Below are 18,118 nucleotides of genomic sequence, written 5' to 3' on the forward strand. Positions count from 1 at the left end.
TAAGATACACATATTTGTATTTGACTGGCACTCTTTTCAAGGAAGAGGGTCATGAGCTAGAAGATGCTTTAACTGTGGTCAGAATATAGAAACTTGCTGACGGCTAACCTATATTAAAGATGCAATCTGTTTGCTGCAAACGCTTAATTTAATCCAGGCTATCCATATCAGCTTTATTTACGATTTCCCATTTTCAGTGGAACTCTTGCTATTTTTTGCTGATTGAAAGTCTGACCTAAATTTGAAGTTTGTCCTGCCGATGATAGATTCTTAAACAGGAGCTTGAGGGTTCGAGTAATGGTTTTAATAATTTTCATTTTGCTGGCACTTGGCTTTTGATCATATCTCAAAACCATTGGAATTTCTACGATTTTTGGTTTGAGTACCTTGGCTTTCAGTAGTAAATCTATCATGCAAGCAAATCCACTTTCAGTGAATAAACTCTCCCCATAATACATATCCAGTTTACTAACGAAAGTACGGTTATACAGCCTATAACCACATGTATAGTCTCTTACACCTGGTACACGGGCTGCAATTCTAAAAAGCCAGCTTGCTCCGTAACTCATTATCTCTCTAAATTTTGATAATCCTATGACTTTAGAGCCTTTTCGATATCTAGATGCGATCGCAATATCATAGCTACCAGCTATCATAGTGTCATACATCTTTATTAATAGTTCTGGTGGTTGAGTGTTGTCGCAATCCATCGCAGCTAAAAAATCGCCTTCTTGAGAAATTTCTAAGAAAGTCGTGAAACCTGTTTTAATTGCTTGACCTAAACCAGCATTTTTGGGATGTTGAACTAATTTCAGTAATATACCCAGTGATTGAGATTCTTCTAAGGCAGTCTGAGCAGTTGCATCCCTGCTACCATCATCAACAAGAATCAGTTCTATCTCCATATTAGAGATTTGCTGCAATGTCTGAAATTTTTTGAACAAGGGGCGAATTGATTCTTGCTCGTTGTATGCAGGTAAAAGAATAAAAAGACTCATAAGTACCTCGTGTGGTTTTTCAAATTAAATATCATTACGCAACTTTCAAGAATTCAGTAATGTTGATTTTTTAAGAAATTCATCGACCTGTCGCACAACAGCATTGTTGTTGACACTATCATTGACCAACTGTGAGGTATTGACGACGAAAAAATCATCGTTTTCAGTACTCACTTTTGGAACAAGGCTTGAATAATCTAAAACTTGTAGTGGCTGTACTTTAATAGCTCGATTAATGTGTGCCGCGACAATATCATCTGCTTTAAGTTCTGGAAACATCAAACGTATACCCTGGAAAAATACTTGGCGCAATTCATCGTCTGGCTGTTTTAACAGTGGGTCAGTGGAAAGTATATATTTTGGTAGGAATGTCATGTGATATCCTTCTGTCTCTTGCAAAGAAACTAAGTTGCTCATACCGATGACTCCGGTAAAGGGAATATTTCTATCGGCAATATTTACTACGTAATAAGGGACTAGAGCCTTACGAGTAATAAGTACCATGCAGATTACACCCAGGTATTCTACTGTTTCACCAGTGTCTGAAACTTTCACCAATTCATTGGCAGCAACCTGTTGCAGAATATTAACTGGGCCAGTAAAGATGACTTTATCAAAATGTTCTTTTTTGCCCTGATATTCTACCCACATTCCACCCCCTGGATGAGGTGCGATATATTCTACCGCTACACCTGTATGGATATGTCCTCCAGCCGCGTAAATTAATTTTTCTATATGGTCAAAAACAGTTTTGTAACCACCTGAGACATAACCAAGTTGTTCTTTATTTAATGAAGAATCCCGTGCTGAAAATAGTCGTTTGATGTAAGCCCAGATAAAAACTGCTGAGATTCGCTTATAGTTCTCTCCTAATTTAGATAAAAGCAACGGTTTCCAGAGTTTTTCGTATGTATTTTTCCCACCGAGTTTCAAGAGCCAATCTTCAACTAAAATCTTCTCTAATCGCCGCCAGTTATTAAGTCGTGAACCATACAGGAGAGTAAAAGCTAATCTGATTTTACCTATAAGTCCAAACAAGGGAAAGCGTAAAAATTCTATGCTATTACTGATAGAATAGAATTTTTTACTGTCGTAGAAGCCTGTTAAACTTCGATGCCAACGTAGTTTATCTCCAAGACCAATATCTCTGAGAAAATTTATTAAATGAGTATCAGAAGGTAGGATAACGTGATAAAAGCGATCCCAGGTAAACAACCCATAATCATGGTAGGTGGTAAGACCACCAAGCTGCTTATTACTATCGAATACAGTTACTTTATGTCCTTGATGTGAAAGACGTTGGGCTAATACTAGCCCAGTTATACCTCCGCCAATGATGCCTATATTCATAAATTTAATTTAATTTAGATTTTTGTAGCGACACTTTTGAGATTTATATTCAGAGAACTTTAATATTAATTAATAGCCTTGATCTCTGTGCATTTATCTATTAGCTTACAACAAGAACTACACCAGTTATGATAATGGAAATCCCTACCCACTGGCTAAATATAACTTGCTCTTTTAGAAGATAATGAGAAGCAATTGGTATAAGTGCATACATTAATCCTAGAACTGGAAATGCTTGACTCAGAGGAATTGTCTGCAATACATAAAGCCACAATATAGTCATAAATGCATAGCAGACAAACCAAATCCAAAAATAACGAGACAATAACAGATTTCGGATAGATGTGCTTGCTCCTTTCGTAGGGCTAGAAATGTAAAGTCCATACTTTAGTGATAGGTTAGCTGTTGTTCCGAATAAAACTACAAGCATTAAAACTAGCCAAGTAATTATGTTCATTTATCAATCCTTATTATTATGAGATTTACTATAAATTTATGTAGATTTTTTTAATGGGATGACCACTAATAGAACACCCAAAAAAATCGTGATTACTCCTCCTATACGAGTTAGTGTAATCACTTCATTAAAAAAGTAGTATGAACCAAAAAGTATCCCGACATAATTTAAACTAGTCAGTGGATAAGCAATACTCAGTTTTACAGACCGCAGAGCCAATATCCAATTTACTACTCCCAAGCAATAAACAGTAATAGCTAATACTAATTTTTGAATAAATACCCAATTAAATAATCCCTCATTTGTATTACTCATAGTATGCTTCATCAGCAATTGCCCAGAAATACTAAATAAAATACTGACAAATAAAATGATATAAGGAATTATTTTAAAGTTTGAAGTTTGCGACATAGATTTCATAGTACATTTGCCTCACTCGATATAGAATGTATCAACCAGACAGGAAACATCTCATCATTTTGAACCTTTCTGATCTCGACCACACCTTCTGTGCAATTCGGCTTCCACTTTAATAAATAGACAGCAAAATTAGGAAGGCTATGTTGAAGGTACTGATATCAAAGAGCATCGAAGCTAATGCCCAAGAGTTAGCAACTAAATACTATGCAGCTTCCAATATGGCTACTGTATTATGGCAGCGTCCGACATTATCGGAGTAAAGTACGCTCAATTGGTATAATGCGTTATATTCCAAGACAAACCAGTCTTTTTTCTTGGTAATTGGCACAATCAATTTAGGCTTTGCCGAACTGTGAATTGCAGAAATCTTCTGTATCAGCCAGTTATGCTTCAATAATACTTTTAGTGCGATCGCACTATCTAGGTCATAGTCTATGCAGACATAGGCAAGGTTGAGGCCTTTGCCACAAATCTTCTCTGGAGAAAATTTAGCAGTGTGCGTAGGTGTAGACCCTCGTAGACACCGCTTATGCTGAAGTCGGATTCCACCCACATATTCAACAGATGGAGCGAAACGAATAATAATGGATTGCCAGAATTTTTGATTAATCCATTCATTAACTTTCATCAGTTGTATCCTGCTGTAGAAATCTTGTTGAAGACACTACTGAACCTCTCAGTCCATTAACTTATACATCAAAACAAAGCTGGATTGAAAATGCCTTTAATTTGCTCTAGAAAAATTTATTGTTTTACCGATATAGCATAGAATTTCTCCAAGCTCACAGATATATCTGCAACCTCGGCTGTGAATTAAGCCGATTAATAAAAGTTTGTACTCAAATTAAATGTCTATATGTACTCTTTTTGGACATGGGAATACAATAAGTAATAGGAGTCTGCTTAGTTGCAGAAATCAATAGATAAATCCGTTCACGGTAATGCGCTTTACAGGTTTATAGGAAATATTCCTGCATGTCCAAATGGAGCCTTTGACCACACTAATAGCTAATATAAACTAGTGTTGGTTTATCAACTCAGAGTTGATGTTGATTGCATCAGATTTGAGATATTTTCACATTATTTTAAGGTTAGGTTTGCTTGACTGTTTTTATTACATGTAATTTTAACTAGAGGTTTACTTTAAATTTATTCTTACATGTAATCACTTACTAGAATACCACGAGAAAGGTATGTTGCAAATTTATCGCTACACTTCATCAAAAATTCATTTTCCGAAAATATACTTAAACAAAAACTTCATAAAATCGAAACTTTCTCTAAATGAATTTTTGTTTTGAGGATTTGTACATTTATGAAGCACTTTCTGGATAACAAACTTGCAGAAGTAGCGATTTAGTATAAAACTCCATAGCAGCCCGCTTTGATTTTTGAACTTATATTACTCCCTTAGGTAGAAAATAATATACAGAGAAGAAGTAACTTGAAGTTGCACGGAGTTTTTCAAAAATCAAATAGGATTCCTATAAAAGTGTAAAGCTAAGAGTTATCTAAATCAGAATTGCAGCTTGAACAGCAGCGCAAAAAAAGAAAAGCTTTAGTATAAAATTGCACTAAGTATAAAAAATTACAAAAAAATTATAGATGGCAACGGGAGTCTAAATCGTTTTCTATTTACCCACGAAAATCTTCAAATTCAGGTTTACAGAAGTTTGCAAGTAACTGAGGTACAAAATGCAAGACTCAAAATCAGATATTAAGAGTTTTTACCTCCTGCCTCAAAATCCGTAGCTCTGTACCTGCTTGACGCAAGAAAATTTAGTTGAAAGTTAATTCAGACATCAAGTAAGTAGAAAGACCCTATTTCTGAATTTTTTCATCAAGCTTTATTTGAGAATAGGGTTCATAAGCTGAATAGGAAATATCCTAGTTAAAAAGCGAGTTTAAAGCAGTCAATACCATACTCACAGGAAAGACGTTTCGATAAATAATAATTACCAAGTTCTATTTTTAAAGATATTACTGGGGTCGCTGTCTTCTAATTATCCACCAGTTTAAAGTTTAGAAAAATAAGTTCGTGGTAGTTGGGATTATTTAATTTCTCTAGATTGCTTTCCTGTAGCTTCAATCTGTTTGGATTCATTTTCCTGCAAAAGCTTGTTGGTAATGATTAAGACAATGATTAACAATCCAAACTGAATCTGCCAGGGTGCTAATACTAAGGTTAAAATCAAGCTAATAGCTGCAAATACACCTGCAAGATATGCAATTTCATCAGTACTCTTTTTAAATAAGTAGCCAATAGCTAAAGCAGTACACAGTGGTATCAAGAAAAACAAAGGCATTTTACTAACTTCTGAACTAAAAGTTGTTGTGCGTATAAAACAAATTGAAATTGTTTTTGTAATTGTGGTTAATTTTACATCCAATAAGGTTTTAGCTACAACAGCCCATAGAAATAAATGTTATGGAAAGTCAAGATTACGCAACGTTGGATCTTATACCAATTGGAATATTGCGCTTCCTATGCTGGTGAGGTATTGCTAGACCTCAGATATCAAGCATTTGAGCTTTGAAAATCTACATAATCTAATTTAGAATTGCTGTAATGATTCCGATAGGTGAAGCACCCAAAAGCTTGGCGAATAACTCCTTTCTCTATGGTCGATGCTGTGCGTAGTAAGCTTTAAGAATAGAGGTATGAGATGCTACATCTATAGGAAGGAGTACACAATCCCTTCCGGTGACGCTCGTTTTGCCGCTATCCCGACTCAGCATAGCTGCGCTATGCTATACAAACTCTCTTTTAGCAATACTTTACCCATGCGGATTGAAAGGGTTTAAAACTTGCGTAGGTGGGTTTTGTCTATATTTGCCAATTACACTCTTGTGAGCAATCATCTGGTAAATTACCTTAAAACTTTGGACTTGCGCCAGGATCAGGATCTAGCATATTACCTTTAGAAGTAGCATTTTCATTTTTTCATTTTAGACACCTAATGCTGAACATTCCTCAATTACTGGCAACTGAAATAAACCTCAAACCCCATCAGGTGCAAAATGCGCTGGAACTTTTGGCGGAGGGTGCAACAATTCCCTTTATTGCACGTTACCGCAAAGAGCGCACTGATGAGATGAATGAAGTGCAACTACGTGAACTGGCTGATCGATATACTTATTTAACAGAACTGGAAGAACGAAAATCGGTGATTTTAAGTGCGATCGCTGACCAAGGTAAACTTACAGATGAACTCAAAGCCAAAATCTCATCCTGCTTACAAAAAACCGAACTTGAGGATTTATACTTACCCTATCGACCAAAACGACGCACCCGCGCCACTATCGCCAGAGAAAAAGGACTCGAACCACTGGCGGAATTTATCAAGTTGCTAAATGTCAAAAATGCTGCGATAGCTTCATTAGAAGAAGAAGCGGCTAAGTATATTTCTGAAACTAAGGGAGTAAAAACAGCAGAAGAAGCGCTCAAAGGTGCTGCCGATATTTTAGCGGAAGAAGTGGCTGAAAAAGCTGAATTACGGTCATATATCCGCGATTATCTTTTACAAGAAGGGGTATTTGTCTCCCGCATCAAAGATGATTATCCCGAAGGTACAACCAAATTTGAGATGTACCGTAACTATCAAATTAGGGTAACAAATATTGCACCTCACAATATGCTGGCGTTGTGTCGGGGTGAAACTGAGAAAGTATTAAGCTTTGAAATTGCTTTCGATGAGGATACGGTACTTTACTATCTTGAGTCGAAAGAAATTAAAACTAAAGTTCGGACAATTCGGGATTTTTATCAGGCGATGCTGAAGGATGCATTTAACCGTTTGATGAAAATCTCTCTAATGGGAGAGGTAATTTCTGAGAAGAAAATTTATGCAGATATAGAATCGATCAAGACATTTGAAACTAATCTGCGGGAGTTGCTGCTGTCTGCACCAGCAGGTATGAAACCAACGCTGGCGATAGACCCTGGATTTAGAACTGGATGTAAAGTTGCTGTCCTCGACCAAACGGGGAAATTTTTGGAATATCAAGCAGTATTTCCCCACCAAGCGGCTGAACAACGACTCAAAGCAGCACAAATTGTCAAAAATCTGATTGAAAAGTACAAAATTGAGTTAATCGCCATCGGTAACGGTACAGCCTCCCGCGAGACAGAGGAATTTGTCACACAAGTATTACAAAATATAGAACGCAAACCAGTGAAAGTGATGGTGAATGAGTCTGGCGCATCTATATATTCTGCAAGTAAAGTGGCGCTGGAAGAGTTTCCCGATTTAGATATTACCGTGCGCGGTGCGATTAGCATCGGTCGCCGTTTACAAGACCCTTTGGCGGAACTGGTGAAAATTGATCCCAAATCCATTGGTGTGGGACAATATCAGCACGATGTCGATCAGAAGTTGTTGAAAAAGAAATTAGATGACACCGTAGAAAGCTGCGTTAACTACGTCGGTGTAGACTTAAACACCGCATCCAAAGAACTTCTCACTTCTGTCTCTGGCATTACGGCAAGTGTTGCCAATAATATTGTCACCTATCGTAACCAGCATGGAGCCTTTAAAAATCGCCGGCAACTTTTGAAAGTTCCGAAGCTGGGGCCAAAGGCCTTTGAACAAGCGGCGGGTTTTCTGCGGATTCGCGGCGGTGAAAACCCATTGGATAATACAGCAGTGCATCCAGAGAGTTATTCTGTAGTAGAAGCGATCGCATCTGATCTAAATGTGCCATTAAATCAGGTCACACAAATTGCCGAAAAACTCAAAAAGACCAACCTAAAGAAATACGTTACCGATAGCGTCGGTGAACCCACACTGCGCGACATTCTCAGCGAACTAGAAAAACCAGGTAGAGATCCTCGCGCTGAGTTTAAGTATGCCACCTTCAAAGAAGGAATTAAGGAAATCAGGGACTTAAAGGTGGGAATGGAACTAGAGGGAATGATTACAAATGTCGCTAACTTCGGCGCGTTTGTCGATATCGGCGTACATCAAGATGGCTTGGTGCATATATCTCAACTTGCTGATAGATTTATAGACGATCCGAAAAAAGTTGTCAAAGTTGGACAAGTAGTCAAAGTGCAGGTGTTAGAAATCAACGAGAAACTGAAGCGGATTAGTTTGTCTATGAAAACAGTTAAGCAATAATTAGAAACAGCAGATGGCAGTTTATCAAGTTCGATTTATCAATCCTACACTTGGGTTAGATCGCACCATTCAAGTACCTGATGATCAATATATTCTAGATATGGCGGAAGATACTGGTATCCGCCTACCATCTGGGTGTAAACAAGGCGAATGTTCTGCCTGTGTCGCCAAACTCATTAGTGGTGAAGTTGATCAAAGTGAGCAAAAATTTCTGCGTCCAAGTGAAATACAAGCTGGTTATGTCGTGACTTGTGTGACTTACCCTTTATCTAATTGCAGTTTAGAAACCCATCAAGAACAAGTTTTATATAAATCAGCACTTTACTATCAGCCTGAGTCTGGAAAATCTGACTGATTTTTGCCCGTTCACATTAAATTAATCTTAAATTCGTAGGGTGCCTTATATTTGAGGCACCCTTAAATATAAGGCATCACAGCACTTGTAAGTTTTGCAATTGGTTGAACAGAGTAAGGGAGCATAGTTTTGCGACTTTACAATGTATTGCATGTATATAATATATGTATAAGAATCGTATATTTTTCTAAATGATCGGCCTAACGATAGAAGGTAATTCTATCTTGCAAGAGAGGCTAAAACCTAGCACATAGTTGAAGATGAGATAAGAAGTTACAAAAAATCTCTAGTGATTAGGTAAGAAAAATGTTAACACCATTATTAACCGCCCTAGCTACAGCTTTGAGCCTGTTAATTGTTGATTTAGTTGTTCCAGGCGTTAATATTGCTAATTTTCCCGCAGCGATGATTGCCGCTTTAGCAATTGGTCTAATTAACGGTTCAGTTAAACCAGTTCTCTCTACTCTTTCTCTACCACTTAACTTTCTATCATTTGGAGCATTTTCGCTCGTCGTCAACGGTTTGTGTTTTTGGTTAGCATCAGCGTTCGTTCCAGGCTTCTCAGTTCGCGGAATTATTGGTTTCCTTCTTGGGCCAGTTATTCTAACTTTTGCTAACACCTTCATTAACAACTACTTCGTTGAAAGAAACCTTTTAACCGGCAGTGGTAATATTAAAAGCCAAGATCAATTACCCTCTAGATAAGTATCAATAGGAGTAGAAACATTAGGTATATCCTGTTTCTACTCCATATAAAATCTCCGAATTAAGTTAACTCATGAGGTAGATTTTCTAATTCGGTATCTTCAAGAGAACGTAGTTAAACAAAATCACAAAGTTGTAAAATCATGAAATTAGTTCGTTATCTTCTAGGTTTGTTAGTGCCTCCTTTAGGCGTTTTCTTGACAGTTGGTGTTGGCCCGACTTTGTTTATTAACATTCTGCTCACAGTTCTAGGTTGGCTTCCCGGTAGTATTCATGCAATTTGGGTTATTGCCAAGCATGATGAACAGCTGAATAGAGAAGGAGGCATTTACTAATACGTAAGATTAATATTAGGGCTTCTAATTAAGTAGGTGCGTTAGGTTAAAAACCTAACGCGCTAATTTTTATGTATGGAATCTGCTCATTTTGGTAGACTTATATTTCAAGATTATTTGCAAAAAAAACATTTCTGAAATAGTGCCTAATACCAAGTTGCAAAAGTTGGTATTATTTAGAATAAAGGTCGTTACTGAAATGACTGATTGAACAAATAATACGAACAAAGACAACTTGGTATAATGCATGCACCCCTATATTAAGATGGTGCGTTAAGCTTTAGCTTAACGCACCATCTTAAGATTTATTGAGCCAAATCAACATCAAAGCAAACTATTTATGAATAGTCTCGCGCTCTTTATTAGCAGGCTCCTTATCTTTGAACAAGTCAGCTGCCGTTAAGAGTAACTCCCTTAATGTTTGTTTGATTTGGCGCTCTTTTCTTGCTAGAGATGTACCAGCTTCACCCAGTTTATCTTCTAGCTGCGATCGCTTTTGTTCTACCTGTACAGCCATAGATTCTGCTTGAGGACGAGCTTTGTCGTACCAGTGTTTAGCCTCGTCTAGATAATCTTGAACTTCCATATTACGTCCGCCATAGCGTGCAGCTAAGTTAGCTCGGACAATGGCTAGTTGCGCTTGCAGTTGCGCGTAACGTTTCTTTAACAATCCTACTTCTTCACTATCTTTGATAGCATTTACAGCAGAATCTATTGCAGTTTTGGTACTAGCTGGTTTTTCCTTACCGGTTTCTTCAATCTCTGCCAAAATTACATCAACCTCTTGCTGGAGTTGTTCTTCTTCACCATCCAGTTGAGCCTGTAGCCTCTTTATATCTGTCTGAGTTTGAGCAATGCTTTCGTGCCTTTTACTATTAATCCCTTCTAGTGCTCCTTCAATGGAAGCTGTCACTTCATCTTTGAGTTCGCTACCTTTTTCTTGGAAGTTTTCAATTACAGCAGAAACTGCATCTTTAACAAGGTTACGAACTTCACTAGAACCTTGTTTAAACTCAGACGCAACTTGAGAAACTGCGGATTTCACAATTTCTCGAATCCGCTCAGTTCTTAATTGCCCAGTTTCTTTAGCTTGTTGCAGGTCTGCTTGAATTTGCTGTTTGATATTGTTAGGCATTTTCAACTCTTGGGATTTAACTAATTTGGATAAAATTTTCTAGACATGTTCTCATACACATATTATGGCGTAGCCTGATAAGGCTTGGCACTTCCTTTAGATAGAAAATAATAGCCCTAAAGAGGTGATGTGTAGCATGTTGCCCATTTGTGAGATGATTAATATTTGTTGGTAGTAATTGAGATGAAAATATGTGGCAAGTAAATATTACTTGTTCAGGTGATGCCTGGAAGCTTTATGGTACTGAATTTAAAGCGATCGCAGAGAAATATCAAGGTGAATTAATTGGTTCCAAAAAAATGCCAGATGGTACGCGCATCATGTCCTATAAAATTGAGGATGTTAGTGATGCAGAAGCCTTTCAAGAAGATTGTGCAAATTTTGCTGGATTTACAACAGACTTTGAATCCCTTTAGTATTTCTTCTTACATTTATACCTGCAAATAGTATGTCAAAATCGGGAGAAGTTAATTGAAAAATTTACTTGCATTAGTATTAGTAACATTTTTGTTATTAATCAGTACTTTTACTTTGCCTGCTAGTGCAGTAGACACAGCTAACGGGGAACAAATATTTAGTGTTCATTGTGCTGGTTGTCATATCAACGGCAGCAACATAGTTAGGCGTGGTAAAAATCTCAAAAAGCAAGCGCTAAAAAAATACGGGATGGATTCAATAGAGGCAGTTACATCTATAATTACCAATGGTAAAAATAATATGTCAGCTTACAAAGAGCGCCTCAATGAACAGCAAATTAAAGATGTTGCTGCTTACGTTCTCGAACAAGCTGAAAAAGGCTGGCATTAGAAAGTTAGGAGTTAGGAGTTAGAGATGCGATTAATCGCGTCTGTACAGGAGTTAGAAGTTAGGAATTAATAATGATCAGCTATGATTTATATATCATTAAAATCTTAATTCTTTCGTTTTCAACGCCACTTGCGACAACTCTATTGACCAGAGTAACGCAGTGGTTACTCCTAACTCCCAAACTTGAAAATGAACTTACCCGCAGCTAGCCGTCTCCAATTCACTCCCGATTTAAACATCTGCCGCATATTAAATGGTATGTGGCAAGTCTCCGGCGCACACGGACAGATAAATCCCAATGCCGCCATTGAGACTATGTTCAAGTATTTAGATGCAGGCTTTACCACTTGGGATTTAGCAGACCATTACGGGCCCGCAGAAGACTTTATTGGTGAGTTTCGCTGTCAACTAATTGATACTCGTGGGAAAGATGCTTTATCCAAGGTACAAGCATTTACAAAATGGGTGCCTCGTCCAGGCAAAATGACGAAGAAACTGGTCGAGGAAAATATTGATATTTCTCTGAGAAGAATGAATGTGGAATCGTTAGATTTGATGCAATTTCACTGGTGGGAATATCAGGATAAAAATTACCTGGATGCCCTCAAGTATATGGCAGAACTTCAGACTGAGGGTAAAATTAAGCATCTAGGTTTAACTAATTTTGACACGGAAAACTTGAAGATTATTACCGAAGCAGGTATCAAAATTGTTTCTAACCAAGTGCAATTTTCCCTTGTTGACCGCCGTCCTGAAGTTAATATGGTGGAGTTTTGTGAACAGCATGACATAAAGCTTTTTACTTACGGTACATTGTGCGGCGGTTTGTTATCAGAAAACTATCTGGGTAAACCGGAACCACAAGGATTTGATTTATCCACTGCTAGTTTAAAAAAATATAAAAATATGATCGATGCTTGGGGTGGTTGGCGATTATTTCAAGAGTTGCTGGCTATTCTAAAGGAAATTGCTAATAAGCATGGGGTAAGCATCTCCAACGTGGCAGTACATTACATTTTAGATCAGCCAACTGTGGGAGGTGTGATAGTTGGTGCCAGACTCGGTGTATCTGAACATATAGAAGATAACGCCAAAGTATTTAGTTTTAGTTTAGATGCTGACGATCGCGATCGCATCAATGCTGTATCTCGCCAATCACGCGATTTGTACCAGCTTATCGGCGATTGTGGCGACGAATATCGCCGATAATTATCGGGAAAGGGATGATATCCGGTGAAGGTTACTGTGGAAACTACTGTTGCTAGACATGCCCCTAAACTTCACCAGATGCTTATATTGACGCTGAGGAAGTTTCCTTAGCAGCTAATGCTATTGTAGAAACATCAAAAAAACACGCCCCAACACAAAAAAGCCCCCGGTATTTCTACCAGGGGTGAAAGATATAAATACCATTTCACTTTATGTTTGTCGGAGATGCCCCTGTTGGTGCCTCTACTTAGACGAGAGGCTTGAGTGCTTCTCAAATATTACACCAAAAAGTGATTAGGTATAAATATTAGCCAACATATCAGCTAACATTTGCCAAGAGCAATTCTCGTTTTTCTGATTTTTGTACTCTCACCTGAGAGTCATCATCAACATCGATAATTGCTGTGTCTCCATCTGTAATTTCACCAGACAGCATTGCTTCGGCCAGAGAATCCTCTAGGAGGCGCATAATTGCCCGGCGTAATGGTCTAGCACCATAGCTGGGGTTATAGCCTTCTTGTACCACACGTTCTTTGAAGCGATCGCTAACTTCTAGGATAATTCCCTTTTCCACCAAGCGGCTAGCAACATCGCGGAGCATAATTTCAGCGATTTGCTTAACTTCATCCTTGGAAAGCTGGGTGAAGACAATAATCTCATCGAGACGGTTGAGGAACTCAGGACGGAAGTAAGCTTTCAATTCCTCATTTACTAAGGTGCGGATGCGGTTATAACTAGCATCGGCTTGAGTGTCAAAATCAAAGCCTAAGCCACTACCACCTTTTTCAATCACCTTGGAACCGATGTTGGAAGTCAAAATGATCAGCGTATTCTTGAAGTCCACTTTCCGACCTTTGGCATCAGTAAGGTGACCGTCATCCAAGAGTTGCAGCAGCATATTGAATACATCGGGGTGAGCTTTTTCGATTTCGTCGAATAGCAGCACTGAGTATGGTTTCCGCCGCACAGCTTCTGTAAGTTGTCCGCCTTCATCGTATCCCACATAACCAGGAGGCGAACCAATTAGCTTGGCGACAGTGTGGCTTTCCATGTATTCGGACATATCTAGGCGAATCATCGAGTCTTCCGAACCGAAGAAGTAGGCAGCTAGTGCCTTCGCCAATTCTGTTTTACCAACTCCAGTTGGGCCAGAGAAGATAAAGCTAGCAATAGGACGATTGGGATTTTTTAATCCAACGCGGGCGCGACGGATACCGCGGGATACAGCCGAGACTGCTTGCTCTTGACCGATGAGCCGTTGGTGGAGGGTGTCTTCTAGGTGCAGAAGCAACTCTGACTCAGATTCAGTTAGCTTGTTAACTGGTACGCCAGTCCAAGAGGCAACGATTTGGGCGATGTCTTCTTCATCAACTACAGTAGAGTTGACAGGTTGATCGTTTGGTGTAAACGTTGCTTGCAGTTGTTCTGCGAGTTTTAACTCTTGGTCGCGCAGTTGTGTAGCTTTGTCAAAATCTTGGACTCTGACTGCTGCTTCTTTTTCTTTGGTAACGCCAGCGAGTTCACGCTTGAGTTCTTTATTAGGAGAACTCTGAGAGTTCCGCAGACGAACGCGAGAACCAGCTTCATCAATCAAGTCTATTGCCTTGTCGGGCAAGAAGCGATCGCTAATATAGCGGTCTGATAATTCTGCTGCTGCTACAAGTGCTGCATCCAAAATTGTGACTTTGTGGTGCTGTTCGTAAGCGCCGCGCAAGCCGTAAAGAATTTGTACGGTTTCTTCTACTGAGGGTTCCCCAACCATAATTGGTTGGAAACGACGCTCTAGGGCAGCATCGCGCTCAATGTGCTTCCGATACTCATCAAGGGTAGTTGCGCCTATGCACTGGAGTTCACCCCGTGCTAAGGCAGGTTTGAGGATGTTGGCTGCATCCAAACCACCTTCTGTACCACCAGCGCCAACCAAGGTGTGAATTTCGTCAATTACCAGAATGATATTGCCCACAGTGCGGACTTCTTCCACGACTTTTTTGATGCGTTCTTCAAAATCGCCACGGAAGCGAGTTCCAGCTACCAATGACCCCATATCGAGGCTGATGACTTGCTTGCCCTGTAAGGTTTCAGGAACATCTTGGTTGATAATCCGTTGAGCTAGACCTTCTGCGATCGCAGTTTTACCAACTCCTGGTTCGCCAATCAACACTGGGTTATTCTTAGTGCGGCGACCGAGAATTTGGATCGCACGCTCAATTTCCTTCTGGCGACCCACTACAGGGTCGAGTCTGCCTTCTTGTGCTAATTTGGTCAAATTCCTGCCAAACTCTTCCATCGTTAGCGGTTGGGTGCGCTTTTGACTACCACCACCAGCTAAAGCTGGGGCATTTTCACCCAAACGCCGAACTATGGCGCTGCGGACACTCTTGAAGTCTACCCCTAGATTTTGCAGGACTTTGGCGGCGACACCTTCACCAGCCTCGGTCAATCCTAAGAGTAAGTGTTCAGTGTTAATGTAATTCTGTCCCAGACTATGAGCTTCTTTAAAAGATTGCTCAAAGAGGCTTTTCACCTTGGGGGTAAAAGGAATTTCCGGTGGTACAAAGCCAGAACCTCTACCAATAATTTTTTCTACCTCGCGGCGTGCGTCTTTGAGGGTAACGCCTAATTCGGCCAGCACTTTAGCAGCAACCCCAGTTCCTTCTCCCATCAAACCCAGGAGAATTTGTTCAGTTCCTACGAAGTTGTGTCCCAGGCGACGTGCTTCCTCCTGAGCTAGCATAATTACTCTTATGGCTTCGGAAGTGAAGTGTTCAAACATAGCGGGTTCTTGCTCCCTTGCTGCTTGGACTTTGGGTGAGATAAATTCACCCTCATCTAAAGTTTTTTGTATTTTCTTAAGGACTAATGTAACTTTATTTAAACTTAAGTGGCAGTGGTGAGAGCCGTAAGACCTCAGGTGTAGTTGCCGTCTAAGAGGAGTTAGGAGTGATGAGTTAGGAGTGATGAGCAAGTAAGGAGTTATCTAGTTTACAATTATTCTGTCAGTACAAAAGATGATTTTCTTTTGCCTTTTCTGCTCCTCTGCTCTCAGCTAAACTTAAAAACTAAGACTTAGCACTCTTAACTCTTAACTCTTAACTTTTCATTCAGGACTGACGATGACTGAAGCAACGGCCGGCAAAGACCAACAACACCCTCTTTATAACCGTGATCGTCCTCTTATTGATATCTTACTCGCTCAAGAGGCGACAGACTATAACTTAGCAGAATTAGCTAGACTGCGAATGCGTTATCAAGGGTTTCCAGGGGCACGAGACATCCAAAAAGACCTAGATAAAGTCTTGCAGCAGTGGAGTTTGACTGAAGCGGAACTTTATGAGAGAACTCGCCAAATTCACAACCTGGGAGGTATTTACAAAAGTCGTGGGAAGAAAGACGAACAGGATTGGAATTAAATAAGCACTAAAGCGCTTAGAGAATAAGGACTTTGGTCTTTACTCGGATATTCTCTGCCCATCAATTTAAACTTGACAGACTACTAGTGATCCGAAAGATTAATTTTGATGAGCAAGAAAACGAACCGCATCCGCACAACGTCTGGTAGAGAAGAACACAAAGTAAGATGGAAAACCTATACAGCGATTCAAGTTGCCAATATTCTACAACTCGTCAGTGTGAGTAGTTCACAGAGTCAAAATATTTTTTAAGAGGGCGAGTAAGATACCCACCCCAGGAAAATAAATATTTTTTGTAAGTCGATGTGTAGTGCCTACAAGACCTTACACTGCCCATGATGCCTTAACAAATGGTCACACAGAACCAACGCCACCATAGCCTCAACCATTGGAACTGCACGCGGTAATACACAAGGATCATGGCGTCCTTTCGCTGCTAATAGCGTTTCTTCGCCCTCACGAGTTACAGTCTTCTGCTCTTTTCTAATTGTTGCTGTCGGCTTAAATGCAACTCGCAAAATAATATTTTCTCCGTTGGAAATCCCCCCTTGAATACCACCAGAACGGTTTGTTAGTGTGCGGATTTCATCATTTTGATCAATATAAAATTCGTCGTTATGCTCAATTCCCGTTAGCAGCGTTCCCCCAAAACCGGAACCTATTTCAAAGCCTTTGCTAGCAGGGAGAGACATGACACCCTTAGCGATATCAGCTTCTAATTTATCAAATACTGGTTCGCCTAAACCTTTCGGCACATTTCGCGCCACACATTCTACTACACCGCCGATAGAATCACCTTGTCTACCTGTTTGCTCAATTAATTCAATCATGCGATCGCAACATTCAGTATCGGGACAGCGGACGATGTTGCTTTCCACTTGTTCTAAGGTGACAGTATTTGGATCAACTACACCTTCTAAGTCTTTGATGCGCTTAACGTAAGCGATAATTTCGACATTGGCGACTTGACGGAGAATTTTTTTAGCGATCGCACCTGCTGCTACTCTTCCAATTGTCTCACGCGCTGACGACCTACCCCCACCTTGCCAATTGCGAATGCCATATTTTGCATCATAAGTTGCATCCGCATGAGAAGGTCGATACTTCTGTGCCATCTCGTCATAATCTTGAGGACGAGTATCTTGATTACGTACCAAGATTGTTATAGGCGTTCCCAGAGTTTTGCCTTCAAATACCCCTGATAAAATCTCGCAGGTATCCGCTTCTTTGCGGGGGGTCGTAATTTTACTTTGTCCTGGACGCCTTCTATCTAGTTCTACTTGAATTTCTTCTGCCGAAATTTCTAGTTGTGGAGGACAACCATCAATCACAACTCCCACACCGCCGCCGTGAGACTCGCCAAAAGTACTAATGCGAAATAGATGACCAAAAATATTGCCCATGATTTTGAGGAAAAAGGTGAGGCTTATGTATTCTACCTAGAGTTCTTACAAAAGTTGATTTTTGCTCTTATTTTTGTAGAACTTTCCGCTATTTTTCTGAGTTTTTATCCAACTCTATAACAGGAAATACTTCATCTGTTGCTAACTTAAATTAAAAGCGCCCTCCCAATTTGGGAGAGCGCTTTATTATTTAGTTAATGCTTGAGAATTAACCGTTGATAGCAGGAGCAGTCAGAGCGACAGGAGCAACATCACCAGCAGCCAAATCTAAGGGGAAGTTGTGAGCGTTGCGCTCGTGCATTACTTCCATACCCAGGTTAGCCCGGTTGATTACATCAGCCCAAGTGCTGATAACGCGACCTTGAGAATCAATGATTGATTGGTTGAAGTTGAAACCGTTCAAGTTGAACGCCA

At 39.7% G+C, this 18,118-nt stretch carries 18 protein-coding genes and 1 pseudogene; 9 read left to right on the forward strand and 10 right to left on the reverse strand.

From position 1 onward, the window contains the following. Positions 1-173 precede the first annotated feature (173 nt). The 6 genes from H6G92_RS32670 to H6G92_RS32695 form a co-directional block, all read right to left on the reverse strand. Positions 174-998, reverse strand: coding sequence for a glycosyltransferase family 2 protein (locus tag H6G92_RS32670; protein WP_190900227.1), 825 nt, complete (start codon positions 996-998; stop codon positions 174-176). 45 nt (positions 999-1,043) lie between these two features. Beyond that, positions 1,044-2,348 (reverse strand): NAD(P)/FAD-dependent oxidoreductase, encoded by a 1,305-nt coding sequence (locus H6G92_RS32675; RefSeq protein ID WP_190900229.1) that lies wholly within the window; start codon positions 2,346-2,348, stop codon positions 1,044-1,046. A gap of 100 nt (positions 2,349-2,448) precedes the next feature. After that, positions 2,449-2,805: an EamA family transporter gene (locus H6G92_RS32680; RefSeq protein ID WP_190900231.1), complete on the reverse strand. Its 357-nt coding sequence runs from the start codon at positions 2,803-2,805 to the stop codon at positions 2,449-2,451. A 36-nt stretch (positions 2,806-2,841) separates the two neighbouring features. Then, a complete protein-coding gene (locus H6G92_RS32685; protein WP_190900233.1) occupies positions 2,842-3,225 on the reverse strand; it encodes an EamA family transporter in 384 nt (127 codons plus the stop codon). Between the two features lie 202 nt (positions 3,226-3,427). Beyond that, entirely contained in the window at positions 3,428-3,853 is a 426-nt protein-coding gene (locus tag H6G92_RS32690) for a hypothetical protein (protein ID WP_190900235.1), read from the reverse strand. A 1,423-nt stretch (positions 3,854-5,276) separates the two neighbouring features. After that, positions 5,277-5,615: a hypothetical protein gene (locus tag H6G92_RS32695; RefSeq protein ID WP_242059403.1), complete on the reverse strand. Its 339-nt coding sequence runs from the start codon at positions 5,613-5,615 to the stop codon at positions 5,277-5,279. A gap of 570 nt (positions 5,616-6,185) precedes the next feature. Between H6G92_RS32695 and H6G92_RS32700 the strand changes: the two genes are divergently transcribed. The 4 genes from H6G92_RS32700 to H6G92_RS32715 all read left to right on the forward strand — a co-directional run bounded on the left by H6G92_RS32700 (position 6,186) and on the right by H6G92_RS32715 (position 9,740). After that, positions 6,186-8,345: a Tex family protein gene (locus H6G92_RS32700; protein ID WP_190900237.1), complete on the forward strand. Its 2,160-nt coding sequence runs from the start codon at positions 6,186-6,188 to the stop codon at positions 8,343-8,345. Between the two features lie 13 nt (positions 8,346-8,358). Next, positions 8,359-8,700, forward strand: a complete 342-nt coding sequence (locus H6G92_RS32705) for a 2Fe-2S iron-sulfur cluster-binding protein (RefSeq protein WP_190900239.1) — start codon at positions 8,359-8,361, stop codon at positions 8,698-8,700. 306 nt (positions 8,701-9,006) lie between these two features. Continuing rightward, a complete protein-coding gene (locus tag H6G92_RS32710; RefSeq protein ID WP_190900242.1) occupies positions 9,007-9,405 on the forward strand; it encodes a phage holin family protein in 399 nt (132 codons plus the stop codon). Positions 9,406-9,548: 143 nt separating this feature from the next. Continuing rightward, positions 9,549-9,740, forward strand: coding sequence for a YqaE/Pmp3 family membrane protein (locus H6G92_RS32715; RefSeq protein ID WP_190900244.1), 192 nt, complete (start codon positions 9,549-9,551; stop codon positions 9,738-9,740). Positions 9,741-10,074: 334 nt separating this feature from the next. Here H6G92_RS32715 and H6G92_RS32720 read toward each other — a convergent pair whose 3' ends face one another. Next, entirely contained in the window at positions 10,075-10,875 is an 801-nt protein-coding gene (locus H6G92_RS32720) for a histidine kinase (protein ID WP_190900246.1), read from the reverse strand. A 191-nt stretch (positions 10,876-11,066) separates the two neighbouring features. On the opposite strand from H6G92_RS32720, the gene H6G92_RS32725 reads away from it, so the two are divergent. From H6G92_RS32725 to H6G92_RS32735, 3 genes are all read left to right on the forward strand, one after another. Continuing rightward, on the forward strand, positions 11,067-11,291 hold the full coding sequence (locus H6G92_RS32725) for a hypothetical protein (protein WP_190900248.1): 225 nt from the start codon (positions 11,067-11,069) through the stop codon (positions 11,289-11,291). A gap of 55 nt (positions 11,292-11,346) precedes the next feature. Continuing rightward, complete coding sequence (gene petJ, locus H6G92_RS32730; RefSeq protein WP_190900250.1) at positions 11,347-11,682, forward strand: cytochrome c6 PetJ; 336 nt, start codon at positions 11,347-11,349, stop codon at positions 11,680-11,682. Positions 11,683-11,871: 189 nt separating this feature from the next. Then, on the forward strand, positions 11,872-12,891 hold the full coding sequence (locus H6G92_RS32735) for an aldo/keto reductase (protein ID WP_190900252.1): 1,020 nt from the start codon (positions 11,872-11,874) through the stop codon (positions 12,889-12,891). Between the two features lie 319 nt (positions 12,892-13,210). Here the strand turns inward: H6G92_RS32735 and H6G92_RS32740 are convergent, their stop codons facing one another. Further along, complete coding sequence (locus tag H6G92_RS32740) at positions 13,211-15,664, reverse strand: ATP-dependent Clp protease ATP-binding subunit (RefSeq protein ID WP_190900254.1); 2,454 nt, start codon at positions 15,662-15,664, stop codon at positions 13,211-13,213. A 340-nt stretch (positions 15,665-16,004) separates the two neighbouring features. Here H6G92_RS32740 and H6G92_RS32745 point away from each other — a divergent pair, with 340 nt between their 5' ends. Both H6G92_RS32745 and H6G92_RS32750 read left to right on the forward strand, forming a co-directional pair. Next, positions 16,005-16,301, forward strand: coding sequence for a DUF3288 family protein (locus tag H6G92_RS32745; RefSeq protein ID WP_190900256.1), 297 nt, complete (start codon positions 16,005-16,007; stop codon positions 16,299-16,301). Positions 16,302-16,409: 108 nt separating this feature from the next. Then, positions 16,410-16,553 (forward strand): hypothetical protein, encoded by a 144-nt coding sequence (locus H6G92_RS32750; protein ID WP_190900258.1) that lies wholly within the window; start codon positions 16,410-16,412, stop codon positions 16,551-16,553. Between the two features lie 62 nt (positions 16,554-16,615). On the opposite strand, the gene aroC is transcribed toward H6G92_RS32750, so the two are convergent. Further along, complete coding sequence (gene aroC / locus H6G92_RS32755; protein ID WP_190900260.1) at positions 16,616-17,704, reverse strand: chorismate synthase; 1,089 nt, start codon at positions 17,702-17,704, stop codon at positions 16,616-16,618. 208 nt (positions 17,705-17,912) lie between these two features. Further along, positions 17,913-18,118: pseudogene (locus H6G92_RS32760) on the reverse strand (photosystem II q(b) protein); the annotation flags it as partial.

The organism is Nostoc foliaceum FACHB-393, assembly GCF_014698505.1.
Classification (GTDB): domain Bacteria; phylum Cyanobacteriota; class Cyanobacteriia; order Cyanobacteriales; family Nostocaceae; genus Nostoc; species Nostoc foliaceum_A.

Bases quoted from the DNA above. Each gene is read 5' to 3' on its own strand.
- H6G92_RS32740 (WP_190900254.1), bottom strand. From the start codon at position 15,664: ATGTTTGAACACTTCACTTCCGAAGCCATAAGAGTAATTATGCTAGCT.
- H6G92_RS32670 (WP_190900227.1), bottom strand. From the start codon at position 998: ATGAGTCTTTTTATTCTTTTACCTGCATACAACGAGCAAGAATCAATT.
- H6G92_RS32750 (WP_190900258.1), top strand. From the start codon at position 16,410: ATGAGCAAGAAAACGAACCGCATCCGCACAACGTCTGGTAGAGAAGAA.
- H6G92_RS32690 (WP_190900235.1), bottom strand. From the start codon at position 3,853: ATGAAAGTTAATGAATGGATTAATCAAAAATTCTGGCAATCCATTATT.
- H6G92_RS32745 (WP_190900256.1), top strand. From the start codon at position 16,005: ATGACTGAAGCAACGGCCGGCAAAGACCAACAACACCCTCTTTATAAC.
- H6G92_RS32700 (WP_190900237.1), top strand. From the start codon at position 6,186: ATGCTGAACATTCCTCAATTACTGGCAACTGAAATAAACCTCAAACCC.
- H6G92_RS32675 (WP_190900229.1), bottom strand. From the start codon at position 2,348: ATGAATATAGGCATCATTGGCGGAGGTATAACTGGGCTAGTATTAGCC.
- H6G92_RS32715 (WP_190900244.1), top strand. From the start codon at position 9,549: ATGAAATTAGTTCGTTATCTTCTAGGTTTGTTAGTGCCTCCTTTAGGC.
- H6G92_RS32720 (WP_190900246.1), bottom strand. From the start codon at position 10,875: ATGCCTAACAATATCAAACAGCAAATTCAAGCAGACCTGCAACAAGCT.
- H6G92_RS32705 (WP_190900239.1), top strand. From the start codon at position 8,359: ATGGCAGTTTATCAAGTTCGATTTATCAATCCTACACTTGGGTTAGAT.
- H6G92_RS32685 (WP_190900233.1), bottom strand. From the start codon at position 3,225: ATGAAATCTATGTCGCAAACTTCAAACTTTAAAATAATTCCTTATATC.
- aroC (WP_190900260.1), bottom strand. From the start codon at position 17,704: ATGGGCAATATTTTTGGTCATCTATTTCGCATTAGTACTTTTGGCGAG.
- H6G92_RS32735 (WP_190900252.1), top strand. From the start codon at position 11,872: ATGAACTTACCCGCAGCTAGCCGTCTCCAATTCACTCCCGATTTAAAC.
- H6G92_RS32710 (WP_190900242.1), top strand. From the start codon at position 9,007: ATGTTAACACCATTATTAACCGCCCTAGCTACAGCTTTGAGCCTGTTA.
- H6G92_RS32680 (WP_190900231.1), bottom strand. From the start codon at position 2,805: ATGAACATAATTACTTGGCTAGTTTTAATGCTTGTAGTTTTATTCGGA.
- H6G92_RS32725 (WP_190900248.1), top strand. From the start codon at position 11,067: ATGTGGCAAGTAAATATTACTTGTTCAGGTGATGCCTGGAAGCTTTAT.